This window comes from Pseudomonas entomophila (genome assembly GCF_029193575.1).
GTDB classification, from domain to species: domain Bacteria; phylum Pseudomonadota; class Gammaproteobacteria; order Pseudomonadales; family Pseudomonadaceae; genus Aquipseudomonas; species Aquipseudomonas entomophila_G.
Genome location: NZ_JARGCS010000047.1, coordinates 35822 through 57275 on the forward strand (window position 1 = coordinate 35822; position 21454 = coordinate 57275).

Genomic DNA, 21454 nt, shown 5'->3' on the forward strand with positions numbered 1-21454 from the left:
AAACGGTCACACATGCGTCATAAGATTGTCCGGTAGCTTTAATAGATGCCTCCCACAGGCCCATTGCACGTTGCCCTGCATCAAAGCCTTGCCGTGCCATGCGTTGGCGTAAGCCCACGATCGTGGCACGATTGCCGGGTTATCGACCGAGAACATCGAGATCATGCCGCATACCACCGCGAAGAACCTGTCTTTGATCGCCGCCATCGACCTGGGCTCCAACAGCTTCCACATGGTCGTGGCCAAGGCCCACCTCAGCGAGATCCGCATTCTCGAACGGCTCGGGGAAAAGGTTCAGCTGGCCGCCGGCATCGATGAAGAGCGCAAGCTCAGTGAAGAAGCCATGCAGCGCGGCCTGGAGTGCCTCAAGCGCTTCGCCCAGCTGATCAACGGCATGCCCGCTGGCGCCGTGCGCATCGTCGGCACCAATGCCCTGCGCGAGGCACGCAACCGCAACGAATTCATCCTGCGCGCCGAAGCCATCCTCGGCCACCCGGTCGAAGTCATCTCCGGCCGTGAAGAAGCCCGCCTCATCTACCTGGGCGTTTCCCACACCCTGGCCGACACCCCCGGCAAGCGCCTGGTCGCCGACATCGGCGGCGGCAGTACCGAATTCATCATCGGCCAACGTTTCGAGCCGCTGCTGCGCGAAAGCCTGCAGATGGGCTGCGTCAGCTACACCCAACGCTACTTCCGCGACGGCAAGATCACTCCGGCGCGCTACGCCCAGGCTTACACCGCCGCACGCCTGGAACTGATGAGCATCGAAAACGCCCTGCACCGCCTGACCTGGGACGAGGCCATCGGCTCATCCGGGACCATTCGCGCCATCGGCGCGGCGATCAAGGCCAACGGCCAGGGCAACGGCGAGGTCAACGCCGAGGGCCTGAGCTCGCTCAAGCGCAAACTGTTCAAGCTCGGCGAAACCGACAAGATCGACTTCGACGGGGTCAAGCCCGACCGCCGGGCGATCTTCCCGGCCGGCCTGGCGATCCTCGAGGCGATCTTCGACGCCCTGGAACTGCAACGCATGGACCACTGCGACGGCGCCCTGCGCGAAGGCGTGCTGTACGACCTGCTGGGCCGCCACCACCACGAGGACGTGCGCGAACGCACCCTGAACTCGTTGATGGAACGCTACCACGTCGACCAGGGCCAGGCCGCGCGGGTCGAGCGCAAGGCGCTGCACGCCTTCGACCAGGTGGCCAAGGCGTGGCAGCTTGACGAGGGTAACTGGCGCGATTTGCTGGGCTGGGCGGCGAAGGTTCACGAAGTGGGGCTGGACATCGCCCATTACCATTACCACAAGCACGGCGCCTACCTGATCGAGCACTCCGACCTGTCCGGTTTCTCCCGCGAGGACCAGCAGATGCTGGCCCTGCTGGTGCGCGGCCACCGCCGCAACATCCCCAAGGACAAGTTCGCCGAGTTCGGCGACGAGGGCGTCAAGCTGATCCGCCTGTGCGTGCTGCTGCGCTTCGCCATCCTGTTCCACCATATCCGCGGCACCCAGCAGATGCCCAAGGTGCAGCTGCAAGCGAGCGAAGAAAGCCTGGCAGTGGTGTTCCCGGAAGGTTGGCTGGAACAGAACCAGCTGACCCAGGCCGACTTCGCCAACGAGGCGGAGTGGCTGGCCCGGGTCGGCTTCGTCCTCAGCGTACGTTGAGGACCGGGTTGCTCAGGCGCTCCAACAGGGTCGCCTGGGCACTGCGCGGGTTCTGGTTGCCGGTCGGCGTGCTGCGCACGTAGCGCCCGTCCGGTTGCAGGGTCCAGGCCTGGGTGTTGTCGGTCAGGTAACCCTCCAGCTCCTTCTTCACCCGCAGCAGCAACTTCTTGCCCTCCACCGGGAAGCAGGTCTCGACGCGCTTGTCGAGGTTGCGCTCCATCCAGTCGGCGCTGGACAGGTAAATCTGCTCCTCGCCGCCATTGAGGAAGTAGAACACCCGGGTGTGCTCGAGGAAGCGACCGATGATCGAGCGCACGTTGATGTTGTGCGACACCCCAGGAATGCCCGGGCGCAGGCAGCACATGCCACGCACCACCAGGTCGATGCGCACGCCAGCCTGGCTGGCCTTGTACAGCGCCTTGATGACCTTGGCGTCGGTCAGCGAGTTGAACTTGGCGATGATGTGCGCCGGCTTGCCCTCGACCGCGAACTGGGTCTCGCGGGCGATCATGTCGAGCATGCCCTTCTTCAGGGTGAACGGCGCGTGCAGCAGCTTCTTCATGCGCAAGGTCTTGCCCATGCCGATCAGTTGGCTGAACAGCTTGCCGACGTCCTCGGTCAGGGCGTCGTCGGAGGTCAGCAGGCTGTAGTCGGTGTACAGGCGGGCGTTGCCAGCGTGGTAGTTGCCGGTGCCCAGGTGCGCGTAGCGGACGATCTCGCCCTGCTCGCGGCGCAAAATCAGCATCATCTTGGCGTGGGTCTTGAAGCCCACCACGCCGTAGATCACCACCGCGCCCGCCGCTTGCAGGCGGCTGGCCATCTGCAGGTTGGACTCTTCGTCGAAGCGCGCGCGCAACTCGATCACCGCGGTGACTTCCTTGCCGTTGCGCGCCGCGTCCACCAGCGCGTCGACGATCTCCGAGTTGGCCCCGGAACGGTACAGGGTCTGGCGCACCGCGAGCACGTGCGGGTCCTTGGCGGCCTGGCGCAGCAGGTCGATCACCGGAGTGAAGGACTCGAACGGGTGCATCAGCAGCATGTCCTGCTTGCCGATCACGCTGAAGATGTTGTCGGCGTTCTGCAAGATCTTCGGGATCGCCGGTGTGAACGGCGTGTATTGCAGCTCCGGGTGGCTGTCCAACCCGGTGATGCTGAACAGCCGGGTCAGGTTGACCGGGCCGTTGACCTGGTACAGCTCGCTCTCGCTCAGGCTGAACTGCTTGAGCAGGTAGTCGGAGAGGTGTTTCGGGCAGGTGTCGGCCACTTCCAGGCGCACCGCGTCACCGTAGCGGCGCGAGAACAATTCGCCACGCAGGGCGCGGGCGAGGTCGTCGACTTCTTCGGAGTCCAGCGCCAGGTCGGCGTTGCGGGTCAGGCGGAACTGGTAGCAACCCTTGACCTTCATGCCCTGGAACAGGTCGTCGGCGTGGGCGTGGATCATCGACGACAGGAACACGTAGTTGTCGCCAGCGCCACCGACCTCTTCCGGCACACGGATCACCCGTGGCAGCAGACGCGGCGCCGGGATGATCGCCAGGCCCGAGTCGCGCCCGAAGGCGTCCACGCCCTCCAGCTCGACGATGAAGTTCAGGCTCTTGTTCACCAACAGCGGGAATGGGTGGGTCGGGTCGAGGCCGATCGGGGTGATGATCGGCGCGATCTCGTCGCGGAAATAGCGGCGCACCCAAGTCTTGAGCTTGGGGGTCCAGTAGCGGCGGCGAATGAAGCGGATCTGGTGTTTCTCCAGCTCCGGCAGCAGCACGTCGTTGAGGATCGCGTACTGGCGCTCCACCTCGCTGTGCACCAGCTCGCTGATGCGCGCCAGCGCCTGATGCGGCTGCAGGCCGTCGGCGCCGGCTTGCTCGCGGGCGAAGTTGATCTGCTTCTTCAAGCCCGCCACGCGGATCTCGAAGAACTCATCGAGGTTGCTGGAGAAGATCAACAGGAACTTCAGGCGTTCGAGCAGCGGGTAGGACTCATCCAGCGCCTGTTCCAGCACACGGATGTTGAACTGCAGCTGCGAGAGCTCGCGATGAATGTACAGGCTGCTGTCGTCCAGGCCGGGGACGGGGACCGCCGGCGCCGGTGCCGGCGCGGGGGCGGCGGCCTCGGCCGGCACCTCAGGCGCAGGCTCCGGCGGCAGGTCCGGAGGCGTCTGCAGCAGCTCTTCCGGGAGGGCCTGGGCTTCCTTGATCTCGACAGGTGTGAGCACTTCGTTATTCATCTGACGTTCCTGTGAGGGCGTTACTGCCCTCTCAACAATTGCGCGGCACGCACGGCGAAATAGGTCAGGATGCCATCGGCGCCTGCCCGTTTGAAAGCAGTGAGGGATTCGAGGATGACGGCCTCGCTGAGCCAGCCGTTCTGGATCGCCGCCATGTGCATGGCGTATTCGCCGCTGACCTGGTACACGAAGGTCGGCACGCGGAACTCGGTCTTCACCCGATGGACGATGTCCAGGTACGGCATGCCCGGCTTGACCATGACCATGTCGGCGCCTTCGGCGAGGTCGGTGGCCACTTCGTGCAGGGCTTCGTCGCTGTTGGCCGGGTCCATCTGGTAGGAAGCCTTGTTGGCCTTGCCCAGGTTCAGCGCCGAGCCGACCGCGTCGCGGAACGGGCCGTAGTAGGCGCTGGCGTACTTGGCCGAGTAGGCCATGATGCGCACGTTGACGTGGCCGGCCAGCTCCAGCGCTTCGCGGATCGCCTGCAAGCGGCCATCCATCATGTCCGACGGGGCCACCACCTGGGCGCCAGCCTCGGCGTGCGACAGCGCCTGGCGCACCAGGGCATCGACGGTAATATCGTTTTGTACGTAGCCTTCTTCGTCGAGGATGCCGTCCTGCCCGTGGGTGGTGAACGGGTCCAGGGCCACGTCGGTGATCACCCCCAGCTCCGGGAAGCGCGCGCGCAGGGCGCGGGTGGCGCGCTGGGCGATGCCGTCCGGGTTCCAGGCTTCGGCGCCGTCGAGGGATTTCTTCTCGCTCGGGGTCACCGGGAACAGCGCCAGTGCCGGGATGCCCAGCCGTACCCATTCCTGTGCGGCTTCGAGCAGCAGGTCGATCGACAGACGCTCGACGCCCGGCATCGACGGCACTTCCTCGCGGCGGCCCTCGCCGTCCAGCACGAATACCGGGAGGATCAGGTCATCGACGGTCAGGGTGTTTTCACGCACCAGGCGACGGGAGAAATCGTCCCGGCGGTTGCGACGCAGGCGGGTGGCAGGAAACAGGCGGTTGGCGGGGGTAAAGCTCACGGCAGACTCCTGAGCCCGCGCAGGCGGGCTAGCGCGACAGTTATAAGCGGCCATTATGACGCCTGTGTTACACCCTGGGGCAACCCTGCGACTTGTGGCCGCAGGCATTGTCCTTGTAGGAAATGTTCACCTCAAGACACATTTGGACACTTTCACGAACGCGCGCGAAGGGTTAGGCTGCGCGTTCATTTCGCCAGCACGCCAGAAAATGCTTCAACAATTCCTGAACGATTTCGGCTATTTTGCCCTTTTTCTCGGCACGTTCTTCGAGGGCGAGACCATTCTCGTGCTCGCGGGTTTTCTGGCGTTTCGCGAATACATGGACATCAAGCTGGTGGTCGCGGTGGCCTTCTGCGGCAGCTATGCCGGCGACCAGCTGTGGTACTTCATGGGCCGCCGCCACGGGCGCAAGATCCTCGCCCGCAAGCCGCGCTGGCAGGCCATGGGTGACCGGGCGCTGGAGCACATCCGCCGCCACCCGGATATCTGGGTGCTGAGCTTCCGTTTCGTCTACGGTCTGCGCACGGTGATGCCAGTGGCCATCGGCCTGTCCGGCTACCCGCCGCGTCGCTACCTGCTGCTCAACGGCATTGGCGCGGCAATCTGGGCCGTGGCCCTGGGCCTGGCCGCCTACCACTTCGGCGCCATCCTCGAAGGCCTGCTGGGCAGCATCAAGAAATACGAGCTATGGGTGCTCGGTGCCCTGCTGCTGCTCGGCGGCCTGCTGTGGCTGCGCCGGCGCTTTCGCAATGTGCGCGCCGAGCGCCGCGCGGCGGCAGAGCACCAGGCCGCCCAGGCTGAGCAGGCTGTAGCCCAGGAGCAGCAGCCAGAACAGGGGCGTGACCAGCACTAGCCCGAACGCGCCGGCCAGGTACAGCGCTGGCGCATTCGACAGCAACCGCAACACCTCCACGCGCCCTGCCCAGGGCCGATCCTCCAGCGCCGCCCCGAGCGCGAACAAGCCGAGCGCCATCACTGTCCAGCCCAGCACCAGGGCCGCGGCCGGCACCCGCTCGGCCACGTCCATCAGGTAACTGCCCAAGGCGATGTACACGGCGAACTGCGCCACCACGTACAACTGCCAGGCCCTGCCCAAAGGCACCTCGAACTTGCGAAACCGCGCCAGGTCCGGCTTGGCCTGTGGATAACCCTGCGCCACGTCCGCCGGGCGCCAGCCGGTGGGCATGAACCAGATGCGCAGCTTGTCCCACAGGCTGCGGGTGCGCCGCGCGTCGCGCCACAGCTGGGCATAGAACTGCAGGTTGGCCCACAGCGGGTTCCAGCTGGCCAGGGGCGTGGTCACGCCGAACACCACTGGCTCGCGCGCGTCCTCTTCCTGGAAGGTGCCGAACAGGCGGTCCCAGAGAATGAACACGCCTCCGTAGTTGCGATCCAAGTACACAGGATTCTGCGCATGGTGGACGCGATGATTGGACGGCGTGATGAACACCCACTCCAGCCAGCCCAGCTTGGGCACATGGCGCGTGTGCACCCAGAACTGATACAGCAGGTTCAGCGAGGCCACGGTGACGAACACCACCAGCGGCACGCCGAGCAGCGCCAGCGGCAGATAGAAGACCCACGAGAAGATGAAACCGCTGCTGGTCTGGCGCAGCGCCGTGGTGAGGTTGTACTCCTCGCTCTGGTGATGCACCGAGTGCGCCGCCCACAGCACGTTGCGCTCATGGCCCAGGCGGTGCAGCCAGTAGTAGCACAGGTCGTAGAGCACGAACGCCAGCGCCCACACCCACCAGGCGTCCGCCGGCAAGCGCAGCAGCGCCAGGTGCTCGACAGCCAGCGCGTAGCTCACCAGCCCCACGCCCTTGGTCAGCAGCCCGGTGCTGGTCGACAGCGCGCCCGTGCTCAGGCTGTTGATGGCGTCGGCCAGGCGGTAGTTGCGCTGGCCACGCACGCGGTCGGCCAGCAGCTCCACCGCGATCAGCGCGAAGAAGAACGGCACGGCCAGCAGAATCAGGTCCATGGGCAGCGTCTCTTGGGTGATCCCCAAAGATTAGGCCGGGCCAGGGGCGAACCCTATGGCCACATCTGCCAAACTAGAGGACATTCAGCGCCTCGATACGGGAGTAATGAGCATGACGAAAAAAGTTGCGGTGATTCTTTCCGGCTGCGGCGTGTATGACGGCGCCGAGATCCACGAAAGCGTGATCACCCTGCTGCGCCTTGACCAACGCGGCGCCCAGGTGCAGTGCTTCGCGCCGAACATCGCACAGATGCACGTGATCGACCACCTGACGGGCGAGGAAATGCCCGAGTCGCGCAACGTGCTGGTGGAGTCGGCGCGCATCGCCCGTGGCGAGGTGAAGGACATCCGCGAGGCCCGCGCCGAGGACTTCGACGCGTTGATCGTGCCGGGCGGTTTCGGCGCGGCGAAGAACCTCTCCAACTTCGCCGTCGAAGGCGCCAACTGCAGCGTGCACCCGGACGTGCTGGCGCTGGCCGAGGCCTTCGCCGACGCCTGCAAGCCGGTCGGGCTGATCTGCATCTCCCCGGCGCTGGCGGCGAAGATCTACGGGCCGGGCGTGGTTTGCACCATCGGCAACGATGCCGGCACCAGCGCGGCGGTGGTGAAGATGGGCGGCACCCATGAGGAGTGCGATGTGCACGACATCGTCGAGGACACCCAGCGCAAGCTGGTGACCACCCCGGCGTACATGCTGGCCAAGTCGATCAGCGAGGCGGCGGGCGGGATCTACAAGTTGGTCGACCGGGTGCTGGAGCTGACCCACGAGAACGATTGAGGTGTGCCTGTGGCGACCCGCTCCCTGTAGGCGCGGGCGTGCCCCACGATGAGGCCCGCCATCACACCTTCGAAAGCCGCGTCAGAATGCGGTCCAACGCATTGGCGAACGCCTGCTTCTCGCGCTCGCCATAGGGCGCCTGCCCACCCCCCACCTGCCCCTGCTCGCGCAATTCGGTGAACAGGTTGCGCACTGCCAGGCGGTCGCCCATGTTGCGTTCGTCGAACTCGCGGCCACGCGGGTCCAATGCCGCAACGCCCTTCTTGATCAGGCGGTCGGCCAGCGGCACGTCGCTGCAGATCACCAGTTCGCCGGGCACGGCGTTGTCCACCAGGTAGTCGTCGGCCGCGTCCATGCCACTGGGCACCACGATCAGCTTTACCAGGGCGAAGGCCGGCTTGGTCTGGGCCTGGCCGGCAACCATGACCACCTCGAACTTGCGCTTGAGGGCGAACTTGACGATCAGGTCCTTGGCCGCCTTGGGGCAGGCGTCGGCGTCGATCCATACACGCATGGCGATGTTTCCGTGATTCAAAGACTGCGTAGTGTCAGGGCCGGCCCTATCGCGGGGCAAGCCCGCGATAGGTCGCGCAGCGGCCTCAGTTCGCCGCCGCCCTGCGCTTCTCGGCGATCCGCGAGCGCCCGTACAGGATCACGATAGCCAGCAACGCCACGGCCTGCGCACCCAGCGAGTACGCATCGGCGTGAATCCCCAGCCAGTCGAACTCGAAGAACGCCACCGGCCGGGTGCCCAGCACGCCCGCCTCTTGCAGCGCCTTCACGCCATGCCCGGCGAACACCACCGACAGCGCGCACAGCAGCGCCGCGTTGATGCTGAAGAACAACGCCAGCGGCAGCTTCGCCGACCCGCGCAGGATCACCCAGGCCAACCCCACCAGCAGCACCAGCGCCGTGGCGCCACCGGCCAGCACCGCCTGGTGCCCGGCAGGCCCGGCCTGCAGCCACAGGGTCTCGTAGAACAGGATGACCTCGAACAGCTCGCGGTACACCGAGAAGAACGCCAGCATGGCGAACCCGAAGCGCCCGCCGCCGCTGACCAGGCTGCTCTTGATGTAGTCCTGCCAGGCGGCGGCGTGGCGGCGGTCGTGCATCCACACACCGAGCCACAGCACCATCACCGCGGCGAACAACGCCGTGCAGCCTTCGAGCAGCTCGCGCTGGGCGCCGCCGACGTCGATCACGTAGGCCGCCAACGCCCAGGTGGCGAAACCGGCGACCAGCGCCAGCGCCCAGCCGATGTTGACGCTGCGCACCGCCGACTGCTGCCCGGTGTTGCGCAGGAAGGCGAGGATCGCCGCCAGCACCAGGATCGCTTCCAGCCCTTCGCGCAGCAGGATCAACAGGCCGGAGATGTAGCTCAGCGACCAGCTCAGGCCGTCGCCGCCGAGCAGCTTGGCCGCCTGCTCGAGCTTGACCTTGGCCTCGGCCAGGCGCTGCGCGGCTTGTTCGGCGGGCAGGCCGTCCTGCAGCGACTGACGGTAGGCCATCAGCGATTTCTCGGTGTCCTTGCGCACGTCGGCGTCGATGTTGTCCAGCGAGCTTTCCACCAGTTCGAAACCTTCCAGGTAGGCCGCCACCGACAGGTCGTAGGCCTGGTCGTGGTCGCCGTCACGGTAGGCGGCCAGGCTCTTGTCGAGGGTGCTGGAGGTGTATTCGAGCAGTTGCGCCGGGCCACGCTTGACCTGTGGCGGCTGCGCGCGCTGGGCGCGGAACGCGGCCAGCGCCTCGGCGCCTTCGTTGGCGGCGACCTCGGCCGGGGTCTGGCGGGCCAGGTCGGCGAGGTTCCAGGTCTTCTCGCCCTTGGCCGCCTGCGGGTCGGCGCTGAAGCTGGCGATGTAGGCGGCGACGTCCCAGCGCTGGCGCTCGTCCAGTTGGTCGGCGAACGACGGCATCTCGGTGCCTTCGATGCCCAGGCCGAGGGTGTTGTACAGGTCGAACAGGCTCAGTTGGTCGAGGCGCGCGGCGCTGCGCAGGTTGGCCGGTGGCGGCTCCAGGCCGACGCCCGCCGGGCCGTCGCCGGCACCGCTGTCGCCGTGGCAGATGGCGCAGTTCTGCGCATACAGCGAGGCGCCACGGGCTGGGTCCGGGGTGATCACCGGGGCCTGGCTGACCTCGTAGGCCACCGCCAGGCGCGCGCCCAATTGGCGGGCCTGGCGGGCCACGCTGGCACCGTCCTCGCGCTGCTCGATGGCCTGGCGCAAGGCCTGCACGCCCTGGCCCAGGGGCTCGCGCTCGGCGTTGGCCGGCAGGCTCTTGAGCAGCTCGGCCAGCAACGCGCCGAACGCTTGCTGCTCGCGGTACTCACCGTCGTCCAGCACCTTGCCGTCGCGCACGGTGGCCGGGTAGTCGGCGCCGATGTAGTCGAGCAGGTGCAACGCCTTGGTCGCCTCGGCGGGGGCTTCGGCCAGCGCCAGGGTGCTGCACAGGGCCAGCAGCGGCGACAGCAGCCAGGCGAGCATGCGGGAACGGGGAGTCATGACGGATCTCGGCGGGAATACGAAAGCGAACATTGTTCACTTCCACTCCCTTTCGCTCAAGGTTGGCGGGCAGATTTCATGAAAAATCTAGAGACAATTTTGTTCGGGCGAGCCTCTCGCGGGGCAAGCCCGCGTCCACAGGTTCACCACTGTCCATGAAAAACGGCGATGTGCCTGTGGGAGCGGACTCGCCCCGCGAGAGCGGTCCTGAGGACGCCATCACACCAGGATCAAATAGCCATTATCTAGCCACTAACTTTCGCTATAATCCCGCCCTTTGCACCATTCATTCAGGGAAGAAGACCACCAATGGTACCCCGCGCCCGCACCCTGGCGACCTTGCTCGCCACCCTGCAGCTCACCGGCTGCGCCGCCTTCCGCAGCTACGACAGCGAGTTGCAGCAGACCAACCAGCAACTGGCCGCCGGCAACGTCGACGCCGCCCTCGCCCTGCTCGAAAGCAACAACAAGGGCGAGCAGAAAGACCTGCTCTACTACTTCGAGAAAGGCGAGCTGCTGCGTTCCAAGGGCGACCTCAAGGGCAGCCAGGACGCCTGGCGCGCCGCTGACGGCGTGGTGTTCCAATGGGAAGAGTCGGTCAAGCTCGACACCGACAAGTACCTCAGCCAGTTCGGCAGCTACCTGGTCAACGACAAGGTCCGCCGCTACGAAGGCTACGACTACGAAAAGGTCATGCTGACCACGCAGATGGCCCTGAACCTGCTGGCCCAGAACGACCTCGACGGCGCCCGCACGGAAATCAAGAAGACCCACGAGCGCGAGGCCGTGATCGCCGAGCTGCGCGACAAGGAATACCTCAAGCGCGAGGAAGAAGCCGACAAGGAAGGGGTCAAGACCGAGTTCAAGGACCTGCAAGGCTACCCCGTGGCCAGCCTCGACGCCCCGGAAGTGGTCAACCTCAAGAACAGCTACCAGAGCGCCTTCAGCCACTACCTGTCCGGCTTCGTCTACGAGGCGCTGGGCGAGAAAGGCCTGGCCGCGCCCGGCTACCGCAAGGCCGCCGAGCTGCGCCCCAACACACCACTGTTGGAACAGGCCCTGCTGAACCTCGACAAAAGCAGCGCCAAGCCGGGTGAAAGCGAGGTGCTGATCGTCGTGCAGAGCGGCCTGGCCCCTGCTCGCGACTCGGTGCGCGTGCCGCTGCCCCTGCCGATCGACGGCAACCTGGTGATCACCCCGCTGTCGTTCCCGGTGATGAAGGACGACACCTCCACCGCGCACTTCAGCGAAGTGCAGCTCAACGACAAGGCCCTGGCCCTGACCGCGCTCAACAGCACCAGCGCCATGTCGCGCCGCGCCCTGCGCGACGACATGCCGGGCATCATCCTGCGCACCAGCGTGCGCGCCATCACCCGTGGCGTGGCGCAGAAGAAGATGAACGAGGTCAACCCGATGGCCGGCCTGGTGATGGGCATCGCCTCGGCCGTGGTCGAAGGCGCCGACACCCGCACCTGGCGCACCCTGCCCGACCAAACCCAGGTCGCCCGCGTGCACCTGGCCCAGGGCGAGCACCGCCTGAGCCTGCCGTCGAGCCTCGGCGGCAGCCAGGTGAAGGTGAAAGTCGACCGCCCCTACCAGGTGATCAGCCTGCGCGTGGTCGGCAACCGCGTGTTCGCTGGCGGCCCGTCCATCGAACTGCCGCCCGCGGCGCAAGCACAACCCCAGGCCATCGCCCTCAAGTAACCGCAAGGATCGACCATGCGCAACCTCTGCCTCGCCCTGCTCGCCGTCGCCGCCCTGGCCGGCTGCGCCACCCCGCCACCCGCCCCGGGCAGCGCCGCCAGCAAGGTGGTGACCATGGGCCAGTTGGACGACATCGAAGTCGGCCAGATGCGTGTCGCCCGCGAGAACGGTTTCCTCACCGTCAAAGTGGCGCTGAACAACACCAGCCGCAGCAACCAGACCCTGTTCTACCGCTTCGCCTGGCTGGGCAACGACGGTTTCCCGGTGGCCGATGAGGAAGGCTGGAAAGCCCTGCCGTTGTATGGCAAGCAGGCCAGCTTCCTGCCCGCCATCGCCCCGACCCCCAAGGCCACCGACTTCCGCCTCGAAGTCCACACCCGCTGACCCCTGTTTCTGGAGCTTTCCCATGTTTGCACGCGTTTCCCTCGCCGCCGTCGCCATCGCACTGGTCAGCGGCTGCAGCACCCCGTCCCCGGTCCTGGGCGGCAAGAACATCAGCTACGGCGACAGCAAGGCCGTGGAGCTGGTGACCAACGAGTTCGGCTCCACCGACCTGCAGATGATCGCCGAAAGCATGACCCGCTCGCTGGCCCAGTCCGGCGTGCTGCACGGGCGCCCGGTGGTGCAGGTGTACGACGTGAAGAACAAGACCAGCGAGTACATCGATACCCGCGAGATCACCACCTCGATCAAGACCCAGCTGATGAAGACCGGCGTGGCGCGCTTCGCCAGCGACAACACCGACATGCAGAGCCAGGTCGACCAGCTCAAGCTGCAGAACCAGAGCGGCCTGTACAAGAAGAACACCGTGGCCAAGACCGGCAACATGGTCGCCGCGCAGTACCGTCTGGAAGGCTCGATCAGCTCGATCGTCAAGCGCAGCAGCGACTACAAGGACGTGTTCTACAAGTTCAGCCTGCAGCTGATCGACGTGGAAAGCGGCCTGGCCGAGTGGATGGACGAGAAAGAAATCCGCAAGACCACGGAGCGCTGACCGATGCGTGCATGGATGGCAATGCTGGGCCTGGCCTGCGCCTTCGGCGTGCAGGCGGCCCCCAAGGTGGCGGTGACCGACCTGGCCTACCAGGAGCGGGTGCAGGAGTACATCCACACCGTCAACGCCCAGAGCAGCGGCCAGGCGAGCCTGTATCACGCCAGCGGCCAGTCGAGCTACAGCGAGTACGAGAGCCTCACCAGCTACATCGAGCAGACCGAACTGCGTAACTTCGGTGGCGACATCAAGGGCGAGATCCTCAAGGGTGGCATGTTCCAACTGGTGCAAGGCTCGCCGTACACCGCCGAGTCGAAGGAAGACGTCTACGACGTGATCCGCCGCATCAAGAACGGCGCGTTCAAGGGCGCCGACTACGTGCTGTTCGGCACCGTGTCGGACATCGACTTCCAGCAGGACATCAATGCCCTGGACCACACCGACAGCTATTCGGCGGTGCTGGGCCTGACCCTGGTGGCCGACTTCAGCCTGATCGACACCCGCACCTATGCGATCACCTCGGCGTTCACCGCCATGGGCGAAGCGCAGGACACCAAGCTGGTGAAGCGCCAGGACGCGCGGGTGACGCTGAACCGCCCGCGGGTGGTGCGTGAAGTGTCGAAGGAATTGGGGCTGGATGTGGCGCGTCAGTTGGCCGAACAGTTGGGCGGTGGGATGCCGGGCCAGCCTGGGCGGGCGCAGGGGCGGGACACTCTGCCGCCGGATGAGCCGGCGCAGATTCTGCGTTGAGCCCTGGGGCTGCTGTGCAGCCCAATCGCGGGGCATGCCCACGCCTATGGATACCGTGCTGCCCTCATGGCCGCAGGGGTTCCTGGAGCGGGCTTGCCCCGCGACAGGGCCGATAGCGCCTGCGCCCCCCCCTACAGAACGACGCGCAGGCACTGCCCCGCGTGGTACAGCGAGAACCCCGACTCATAGAACGCCGTGCGCAACGCCGGCGCGCTCACCGCCTTCATCGGCGAGAACGGAATCGGCAGGCTGTCCGGGTCGTCCTTGAGCAGGAACTCGGCGAACGCGCGCCCGATCACCGTGCCGGTGGTGTTGCCGCGCCCGTTGTAGCCGGTCACCGCCACCAGCCCCGGCGCCGGCTCGAACAGACGCATCAAGTGGTCGGGGGTGAAGTCGATGCAGCCGGTCCAGTGCATCTCCCACTCGACCTTGCCCAGCTCCGGGAAGTAATGGCCCTGGATGCGGTCGGCCCAGCTGCGCACGAACCACGCCGGCTTGTTGTCGACCCGGCCCAGGCTGCCAAGCAGCAGGCGGCCCTGGTCGTCGCGGCGGATGCTGCTGAGCACGGTGCGGGTGTCCCAGGAGCCCTGGCCGTAGGGCAGGATGCGCTCGGCGGCGGCGCCACTCAGGGGCTGGGAGGCGACCTGGTAGTAGTAGCCGCGGAAGAAGTGCTTCTGCAGGTTGCTCCACTCGCCTTCGGTGTACGCGCCCGTGGAGATCACCACCTTGTCGGCGCGCACGCTGCCACGGGCGGTGTTGACCCGCCAGGCATCGCCGTCGCGTGCCAGGCCCTCGACCGGCGACTGCTGGAACAAGGTGCCGCCCAGGCGCCGCACAGCGGCGGCCAGGCCCTGGGTGTAGGCCATGGGGTTGATGGTGCCGGCGCGGCGATCGAGCAGCGCGGCGGAAATCTTGTCGGTACCGCAGTATTGCTGGCATTCGGCGCCGGTCAGCAGCGCCACGTCGGCGCCGCGACGGGTCCATTGCGCGAAACGCGCCTCAAGGTCGGCAAGACCGGTGGCGTTGTGCGCCATGTGCAGGTTGCCGTGGTGGCGGGCCTGACAGTCGATGCCAAGGCGCTCAATCAGGCTGAACACTTCGCCGGGGGCGTCGCCGAGCAGTTTGTTCAGGCGGCTGCCCTGCGGCTGGCCGAGTGTCGCCTCGACGTCGTCGGGGCGGATCCAGGTGCCGGCGTTGACCAGCCCGACGTTGCGCCCGGAACCACCGTGGCCGACCTGCCAGGCTTCCAGCAGAACCACCGACTTACTCTGTTCGAGCAGGTGGATCGCCGCCGACAGGCCAGTGATGCCGCCGCCGATGACGCAGACGTCGGCCTTGTGCTCGCCGGCCAGGGCCTGCGGGGGCACGGTGGGCGGGGTGATGTGTTCCCACAAGCATTGTTGACGCAGTTCGGACATGGCCCGGCTCCAGCAGTGTTGGCGTTGTGGCGGCCCTCATCACGGGCAAGCCCGCGCCTACAGGATCTCCAGCGCCATTGAGGACGCTGGAGTCGTTGCAGGCGCGGGCTTGCCCCACGATGGCGACCCTCAGTCGAACACGATCCCCTGCGCCAGCGGCAGCTCGCGCGAGTAGTTCACGGTATTGGTCTGACGGCGCATGTAGGCCTTCCACGCATCCGACCCGGACTCACGCCCACCGCCGGTCTCCTTCTCGCCGCCGAACGCCCCGCCGATCTCCGCACCGCTGGTGCCGATGTTGACGTTGGCGATGCCGCAGTCGCTGCCCGAGGCGCTCTGGAAGCGCTCGGCCTCGCGGATGTCGGTGGTGAAGATGCACGAGGACAAGCCCTGCGGCACTTCGTTGTTCAGGCGCAGCGCCTCTTCGAAATCGTCGTAGGCCAGCACGTAGAGGATCGGCGCAAAGGTCTCGTGGCGCACCACCTCGCTCTGCGCGGGCATCTCGGCGATGGCCGGCGACACGTAGTAGGCGTTCGGGTATTGCTCGGCCAGCTGGCGCTCGCCGCCGAACACCTGGCCACCTTCGTCACGGGCCTTGGCCAGCGCGCCTTGCATGGCGTCGTAGGACAGCTTGTCGATCAGCGGGCCGACCAGGTTGTCCTTGCGTGGGTCGCCGATGCGCACCTTGGCATAGGCGGCCTTCACCCGGGCGACCACTTCGTCCTTGATCGAGCGGTGCACGATCAGCCGGCGCAGGGTGGTGCAGCGTTGGCCGGCGGTGCCGACGGCGGAGAACAGGATGCCGCGCACGGCCAGGTCGAGGTCGGCGCTCGGCGCCAGGATCATCGCGTTGTTGCCGCCCAACTCGAGGATGCTGCGGCCGAAGCGCGCGGCCACGCGTGGGCCGACCTCACGGCCCATGCGGGTGCTGCCGGTGGCGCTGACCAGTGGCACGCGCGGGTCGTCGACCAGCGCTTCGCCCGCTTCGCGGCCGCCGATCACCAGTTGGCTCAGGCCCTCAGGCGCATCGCCGAAGGCGTTCAGGGCTTTCTCGAACAGCGCCTGGCAGGCCAGGGCGGTCAGCGGGGTCTTTTCCGACGGTTTCCACACCACGGCATTGCCGGCGACCAGCGCCAGGGTGGTGTTCCACGCCCACACCGCCACCGGGAAGTTGAAGGCGCTGATCACCCCGACCACGCCCAGCGGGTGCCAGGACTCACGCATATGGTGGCCCGGACGCTCGGAGGCGATGGTCAGGCCGTACAACTGGCGCGACAGGCCGACGGCGAAGTCGCAGATGTCGATCATTTCCTGCACTTCGCCCAGGCCTTCCTGGGTGATCTTGCCGGCTTCGATCGACACCAGCTCGCCCAGGTCGGCCTTGTGCGCGCGCAGCACTTCGCCGAACAGGCGCACCAGCTCGCCACGGCGCGGTGCCGGCACGTTGCGCCAGGTTTCGAAGGCGTTCTGTGCCTGATCGATGCGCGCGGTGGTCTCGGCCTTGCCGAGCAGCTTCACCGAGGCGATCCGGCTGCCGTCGATCGGCGTGTGGACAGGGTAGTCGCCCTGGGTGTAAGCCTCGGCGGCGACGCCCAGGCGCTCAAGCAATGCAGCAACCATCGTGCTTCTCCTACATCGGGTGAAGGGTTGAAAAGGTGATGGGGATCAGTATTAATCCGATCACACTGGCGCAACAAACGACCTTTATTCCGCATATCATTCCGTCAGGTAATGATTCCCCTGCCGTAGAGACCGCCCATGTCCAAACGCCTGGTGCCGTCGATGACTGCCTTGCAGTGCTTCGAGGCCGCTGCCCGCCACCTGAGCTTCACCCGCGCCGCCGAGGAGCTGCACCTGACCCAGAGCGCGGTCAGCAAACAGGTGGCGCAGCTCGAGGAGATGCTCCACCACCACCTGTTCCTGCGCATCCGCCGGCGCTTGCAGCTTACGCCGGCGGGCGCTTTGTACCTGGCGGAGGTGAACAAGATCCTCACCCAGGTGGACATGTCCAGCCGCTACGTCCTGACCTACGGCGAGCAGACCGAAGTATTGAAGGTAGCCACTCAACCGAGTTTCGGCGTGCGTTGGCTGATCCCCAGCCTCAAGGGCTTCGGCAAGCGCCACCCGAACATCCACCTGGACATCCGCAACGAGATGGAGCCGTTCGCGCTGTTGCAGGGCTCGGCGGACGTGGTGTTCTTCTTCGGCCAGGGCACCTGGCCGGGGGCGACCTGCGTGGAGCTGTTCGGCGAGGAGGTGGTGCCAGTGTGCGCGCCGGAGCTGCTGGGCGGTCGCGCCCTGGCCGATGCCGGGGCGCTGGCGGAGTTGGTGTTGCTGCAGAGCACCTCGCGGCCGGAGGCCTGGCACGCGTGGTTCCAGGAGCAGGGGTTGCAGAGCGACAACAGTTACCACGGGCCGCGCTTCGACACCTTCTATATGGCCCTGAGCGCGGCGCAGGCCGGCTGCGGGGTGGCGCTGGTGCCGCGCTACCTGGCGGCCAGGGAGTTGGCCGAGGGCAGCCTGGTAGTGGCCTGGAACCATGCGATGCGCAGCCCGGGGGCGCATTACCTGGCGTTTGCCGAGCATGCGGCGGAGGTGCCGAAGGTGCGGGCGCTGGTGGAATGGATTCGCGATCAATTGCCGGAGTAATGCGATAGGGCCGGAAAATTCAATCGCAAAAGGAATGACCCCCGCACTTTTTTTCGCTTGCCGTGAAAGTGCATTCCCCGCTTTCATGTAAGGGTACTCCCCCACCCCCAGGAAGCTAGCGATGCCCGCCCACGATTTCGTCAGCCCCGACCGCATTCGCGCGCAGTTCTCTGCCGCCATGTCGCTCATGTACAAACAGGAAGTGCCGCTGTACGGCACGCTGCTGGCGCTGGTGAGCGAAATCAACCAGCAGGTCATGGCCGAGCGACCGCAGGTCGCCCAGGCCCTGCGCTGGACCGGCGAGATCGAGCGCCTCGACCAGGAGCGCCACGGCGCCATCCGCGTCGGCACTGCCGACGAGCTGGCGACCATCGCCCGCCTGTTCGCGGTGATGGGCATGGCCCCGGTGGGCTACTACGACCTCAGCTCGGCCGGCGTGCCGGTGCATTCCACGGCCTTCCGCGCGGTGCACGAGCAATCCCTGCACGTCAGCCCGTTCCGCGTGTTCACCTCGCTGCTGCGCCTGGAGCTGATCGACAACCTCCCCCTGCGCGAGCTGGCCGAGAGCATCCTGGCCCGGCGTCAGATCTTCACCCCGCGCGTGCTCGACCTGATCGCCCAGTGCGAACGTGACGGCGGCCTGAGCGCACAAGACGCCGAGACCTTCGTGCAGGAGGCGCTGCACACCTTCCGCTGGCACCACGACGCCACGGTCACCGCCGAGCAGTACCAGCAGTTGCACGACCAGCACCGGCTGATCGCCGACGTGGTGGCGTTCAAGGGCCCGCACATCAACCACCTGACCCCGCGCACCCTGGACATCGACGCGATCCAGGTCGGCATGCCGGCCAAAGGCATCCCCCCCAAGGCCGTGGTCGAGGGCCCGCCCACCCGCCGCCACCCGATCCTGCTGCGCCAGACCAGCTTCAAGGCGTTGCAGGAGAAGGTCGCCTTCAGCGATGCCCAGGGCAGCCACACCGCGCGCTTCGGCGAGATCGAGCAACGCGGCGCGGCGCTGACGCCCAAGGGCCGCCAGCTGTACGACCGCCTGCTCGATGCGACCCGCGCCGACCTCGGTGGCGTGCCGGCGGAGGCCAATGCCGAGCGCTACCGGGCGCTGCTGGAGGCACGCTTTGCCGAGTTCCCGGATGACCTGGCGCAGATGCGTGAGCAAGGCTTGGCGTACGTGCGCTACTTCGCCACCGAGAAGGGCCTGGCCGAACGCGGTCAGCCAGGGCGCCCGGGCGACCTGCAAGGGCTGATCGACGCCGGGCACGTGCATTTCGAGGCGTTGGTGTACGAGGACTTCCTGCCGGTGAGCGCGGCGGGGATCTTCCAGTCGAACCTGGGCGACGAGGCCCAGGCCGAATATGGCAGCAACGCCAACCGCGAGGCGTTCGAGGCAGCGCTGGGGCTGAAGGTGCAGGATGAGCTGGCGCTGTATGCGCAGAGTGAGCAGCGGTCGTTGCTGGCGTGTGCGCAGGCGTTGGGGTTTAGCTCGCTTTAAGGCCTGCAGCCCAATCGCGCGGCAAGCCCGCACAGGTACAGCGCCCTTGCCAGAAGCAGCGGTGAACCTGTGGGAGCGGGCTTGCCCCGATTACGCCGGCACCATCACCGCCCGACCCGGAACCGATCCACTTCCTGGCGCAACTGCGCCGCCAACCCTTCCAGCTCACGCGCCGTGGTGGCCAGCTCGTTGGCCACGTCGTGCTGCTCGCTGTTGGCCTGGGCGATGCTCTGCAGGTTGCGGCTGAGCACCGTCGCGGTGCTGCTCTGCTCCTGGGTCGCGGTGCTGATGACGGCGAACTGCTCGCCCGCCACACGGCTTTGCTCGTCGATCCGCGCCAGCGCCTCGGCGACTTTGTCGTTGCGCTCCAAGCCCTCCTGCATCAGGCGGTTGCCCTGCTCCAGGGTGCTGATGGCCTGCCCGGTCTGCTGCTGGATGCTGGCGATCATCCCGGAGATTTCGTCGGTGGCCTGACGGGTACGCGCCGCCAGCCCACGCACTTCGTCGGCGACCACGGCGAAACCGCGCCCCTGCTCACCGGCCCGCGCCGCCTCGATGGCAGCGTTGAGCGCCAGCAGGTTGGTCTGCTCGGCAATGGCGGTGATTACCCCGACGATGCCGCCGATCTCCTGCGAACGCGCGCCCAGGGTGTCCATCACCGTGGCGGTGCCGCCCAGGGCCTCGGCGATCTGCTTGAGCGAGGCCGAGGCCTGGTCCATGGCACTGCGACCGATGCGCGTCTGCTGGGCGTTTTCACGGGCCATGCGCTCGGTGCCGGCCATGTTGTCGGCGATGTTCATCGAGGTGGCGCTGAACTCCTCCACCGCGCCGGCCATGCTGGTGATCTCGCCGGACTGCTGCTCCATGCCCTCGCAGGCCCCGGACGACAGCCCGGACAGCGAGTGGGCGCGGCTGCTGACCTGCTCGGACGCGCTGCGGATGTGCTCGACCATGGTCGCCAACGCCTCGCCCATGTGGTTGAAGCTGCGCGCCAGTTGGCCGATCTCGTCATGGCTGGTGACCGCCAAGCGCGCGTTGAGGTCGCCCGCGCCGAGGGCTTCGGCCTGACGCACCAGGTCGTCCAGTGGGCGCAGCTTGCGGCGCAGCAGCCAGAGGGTGGCGGCCACGGCCAGGAGCATCGCCAGCAGGCTGCCGATGGCCAGGCGCAGGCCGACGCTCCAGGTCACTTCGCGGATTTCCGCCTCGGGCATGCTCGCCACCACGGTCCACGGGCCTTCGGCGAACGGCTCGGAGACACTGAACAGCTGCTGCTCGCCGCTCTGCCAGAAGCGCCCGTCCGCCTGCCCGGCCACGGCCTTGGCCGCAGCGGCTTCGTCGGCAATGCCGGCCGGCGGCACCAGCCACTTACCCTGCTCGTCGAGCAGTGCCAGCGAGCCGGTCTGGCCGATGCGGAAGCGCTTGAGGTTGGCGAACTGGGCGTTCTGCGCGTCGGTGTAGTCGAAGCCGACGAACAGCACCGCGATCACCTGCCCGGCGCCGTCGCGCACCGGCACGTAGCGGGTCATGTAGTTGCGCTCGAACAGCAGCGCCCGGCCGACGTAGGTCTGCCCGGCCACCAATGGCTTGTAGGCCGGGTGCAGGCGGTCGAGCTTGGTGCCGATGGCGCGGCTGCCGTCCTGCTTGGTCAGCGAGGTGCTGATGCGGATGAAGTCGTCGCCGCTGCGCACGAACAGGGTGGCGACGCCGGCGGTCATGCGCTGGAAGTCGTCGACCTGCTGGAAGTCGTTGTTCAGCAGGTGGTCGCCCAGGTACAGCGCCGGGGTGCTCTGCCCGGCCACGTCGACGTTCTCGCCGGCACGCACGCTCAGGCCCGTGGCGAAGCGCCGCTCGAACAGGCCGCTCAGGCGCTGGGTGTTGTCCTTGAGCGAGCCGTGGAAGGTGTCGAGCTGGTCGGCCAGCAGGCGCGCTTCGCTGGCGAGGTGCTCCTGGCGGGTGGCGAGGTTGGCGTCGTCCAGCGAGCGCAGGGCGAACAGGGTACTGCCGGTGATCACCAGCGCCAGCACGATGGCGAGGGCGACGCCGAGTTGCGAAGCGATCCGGGCACGGGGTTGGGACATACAAGGCTCCTGGCAAGGCGCCGGGATCATCCTGATCGCACTGACCGCCCGCTTGGTATTGGCGGCCTCTTCTGGGACGCTGGTTTCAGGAGATCGGCGTCGCTGGCGAATACTTGAGTGTCGGGCCGGGGTATACGCAAACGTTTTCTCTGGGTTCCAGGGCCCTATCGCGGGGCAAG

General features: G+C 66.8%; 16 protein-coding genes and 1 pseudogene. 9 read left to right on the forward strand and 8 right to left on the reverse strand.

What is annotated here, in order from left to right:
* Positions 1-163: 163 nt before the first annotated feature.
* Entirely contained in the window at positions 164-1666 is a 1503-nt protein-coding gene (gene ppx / locus P0Y43_RS21640) for an exopolyphosphatase (protein ID WP_275639315.1), read from the forward strand.
* Here the strand turns inward: ppx and ppk1 are convergent.
* Positions 1653-3890, reverse strand: coding sequence for a polyphosphate kinase 1 (gene ppk1 / locus P0Y43_RS21645; RefSeq protein WP_275639316.1), 2238 nt, complete (start codon positions 3888-3890; stop codon positions 1653-1655). The two genes, ppx and ppk1, sit on opposite strands and share 14 nt — an antisense overlap.
* A 20-nt stretch (positions 3891-3910) precedes the next feature.
* Entirely contained in the window at positions 3911-4921 is a 1011-nt protein-coding gene (hemB, locus tag P0Y43_RS21650) for a porphobilinogen synthase (protein WP_275639317.1), read from the reverse strand.
* A 208-nt stretch (positions 4922-5129) separates the two neighbouring features.
* Between hemB and P0Y43_RS21655 the strand changes: the two genes are divergently transcribed.
* Complete coding sequence (locus tag P0Y43_RS21655) at positions 5130-5774, forward strand: DedA family protein (protein WP_275639318.1); 645 nt, start codon at positions 5130-5132, stop codon at positions 5772-5774.
* A 501-nt stretch (positions 5775-6275) separates the two neighbouring features.
* On the opposite strand, the pseudogene P0Y43_RS21660 reads toward P0Y43_RS21655, so the two are convergent.
* Positions 6276-6902, reverse strand: a pseudogene (locus P0Y43_RS21660) (sterol desaturase family protein); the annotation flags it as partial.
* 112 nt (positions 6903-7014) lie between these two features.
* Here P0Y43_RS21660 and elbB point away from each other — a divergent pair.
* Positions 7015-7680 (forward strand): isoprenoid biosynthesis glyoxalase ElbB, encoded by a 666-nt coding sequence (gene elbB, locus P0Y43_RS21665; protein ID WP_275639319.1) that lies wholly within the window; start codon positions 7015-7017, stop codon positions 7678-7680.
* Positions 7681-7741: 61 nt separating this feature from the next.
* Here the strand turns inward: elbB and P0Y43_RS21670 are convergent, their stop codons facing one another.
* A complete protein-coding gene (locus P0Y43_RS21670) occupies positions 7742-8194 on the reverse strand; it encodes a YaiI/YqxD family protein (RefSeq protein ID WP_275639320.1) in 453 nt (150 codons plus the stop codon).
* Positions 8195-8279: 85 nt separating this feature from the next.
* Positions 8280-10211, reverse strand: coding sequence for a cytochrome c/FTR1 family iron permease (locus tag P0Y43_RS21675; RefSeq protein ID WP_275639321.1), 1932 nt, complete (start codon positions 10209-10211; stop codon positions 8280-8282).
* 276 nt (positions 10212-10487) lie between these two features.
* Between P0Y43_RS21675 and P0Y43_RS21680 the strand changes: the two genes are divergently transcribed.
* The 4 genes from P0Y43_RS21680 to P0Y43_RS21695 are packed head-to-tail and all read left to right on the forward strand — an operon-like array spanning position 10488 to position 13623.
* The gene (locus tag P0Y43_RS21680; protein WP_275639322.1) at positions 10488-11882 is read left to right on the forward strand and encodes a COG3014 family protein; all 1395 of its coding nucleotides are present in this window, start codon (positions 10488-10490) and stop codon (positions 11880-11882) included.
* A gap of 15 nt (positions 11883-11897) precedes the next feature.
* Positions 11898-12266, forward strand: a complete 369-nt coding sequence (locus tag P0Y43_RS21685; RefSeq protein WP_275639323.1) for a YcfL family protein — start codon at positions 11898-11900, stop codon at positions 12264-12266.
* A 22-nt stretch (positions 12267-12288) separates the two neighbouring features.
* Complete coding sequence (gene lpoB, locus P0Y43_RS21690; protein ID WP_275639324.1) at positions 12289-12876, forward strand: penicillin-binding protein activator LpoB; 588 nt, start codon at positions 12289-12291, stop codon at positions 12874-12876.
* A 3-nt stretch (positions 12877-12879) separates the two neighbouring features.
* Complete coding sequence (locus P0Y43_RS21695) at positions 12880-13623, forward strand: penicillin-binding protein activator LpoB (RefSeq protein ID WP_275639325.1); 744 nt, start codon at positions 12880-12882, stop codon at positions 13621-13623.
* A gap of 131 nt (positions 13624-13754) precedes the next feature.
* Here P0Y43_RS21695 and amaA read toward each other — a convergent pair whose 3' ends face one another.
* Both amaA and amaB read right to left on the reverse strand, forming a co-directional pair.
* On the reverse strand, positions 13755-15041 hold the full coding sequence (gene amaA / locus P0Y43_RS21700) for an L-pipecolate oxidase (protein ID WP_275639326.1): 1287 nt from the start codon (positions 15039-15041) through the stop codon (positions 13755-13757).
* A 129-nt stretch (positions 15042-15170) separates the two neighbouring features.
* The gene (gene amaB / locus P0Y43_RS21705) at positions 15171-16661 is read right to left on the reverse strand and encodes an L-piperidine-6-carboxylate dehydrogenase (RefSeq protein WP_275639327.1); all 1491 of its coding nucleotides are present in this window, start codon (positions 16659-16661) and stop codon (positions 15171-15173) included.
* A 138-nt stretch (positions 16662-16799) separates the two neighbouring features.
* Here amaB and P0Y43_RS21710 point away from each other — a divergent pair, with 138 nt between their 5' ends.
* Complete coding sequence (locus tag P0Y43_RS21710; RefSeq protein WP_275639328.1) at positions 16800-17690, forward strand: LysR family transcriptional regulator; 891 nt, start codon at positions 16800-16802, stop codon at positions 17688-17690.
* Positions 17691-17811: 121 nt separating this feature from the next.
* Positions 17812-19197, forward strand: coding sequence for a 2-oxoadipate dioxygenase/decarboxylase HglS (hglS, locus tag P0Y43_RS21715; RefSeq protein WP_275639329.1), 1386 nt, complete (start codon positions 17812-17814; stop codon positions 19195-19197).
* A 104-nt stretch (positions 19198-19301) separates the two neighbouring features.
* Here hglS and P0Y43_RS21720 read toward each other — a convergent pair whose 3' ends face one another.
* Positions 19302-21275 carry a methyl-accepting chemotaxis protein gene (locus P0Y43_RS21720; RefSeq protein WP_275639330.1) on the reverse strand — a complete coding sequence of 658 codons (1974 nt, stop codon included), beginning with the start codon at positions 21273-21275 and terminating at the stop codon, positions 19302-19304.
* Positions 21276-21454: the final 179 nt, after the last annotated feature.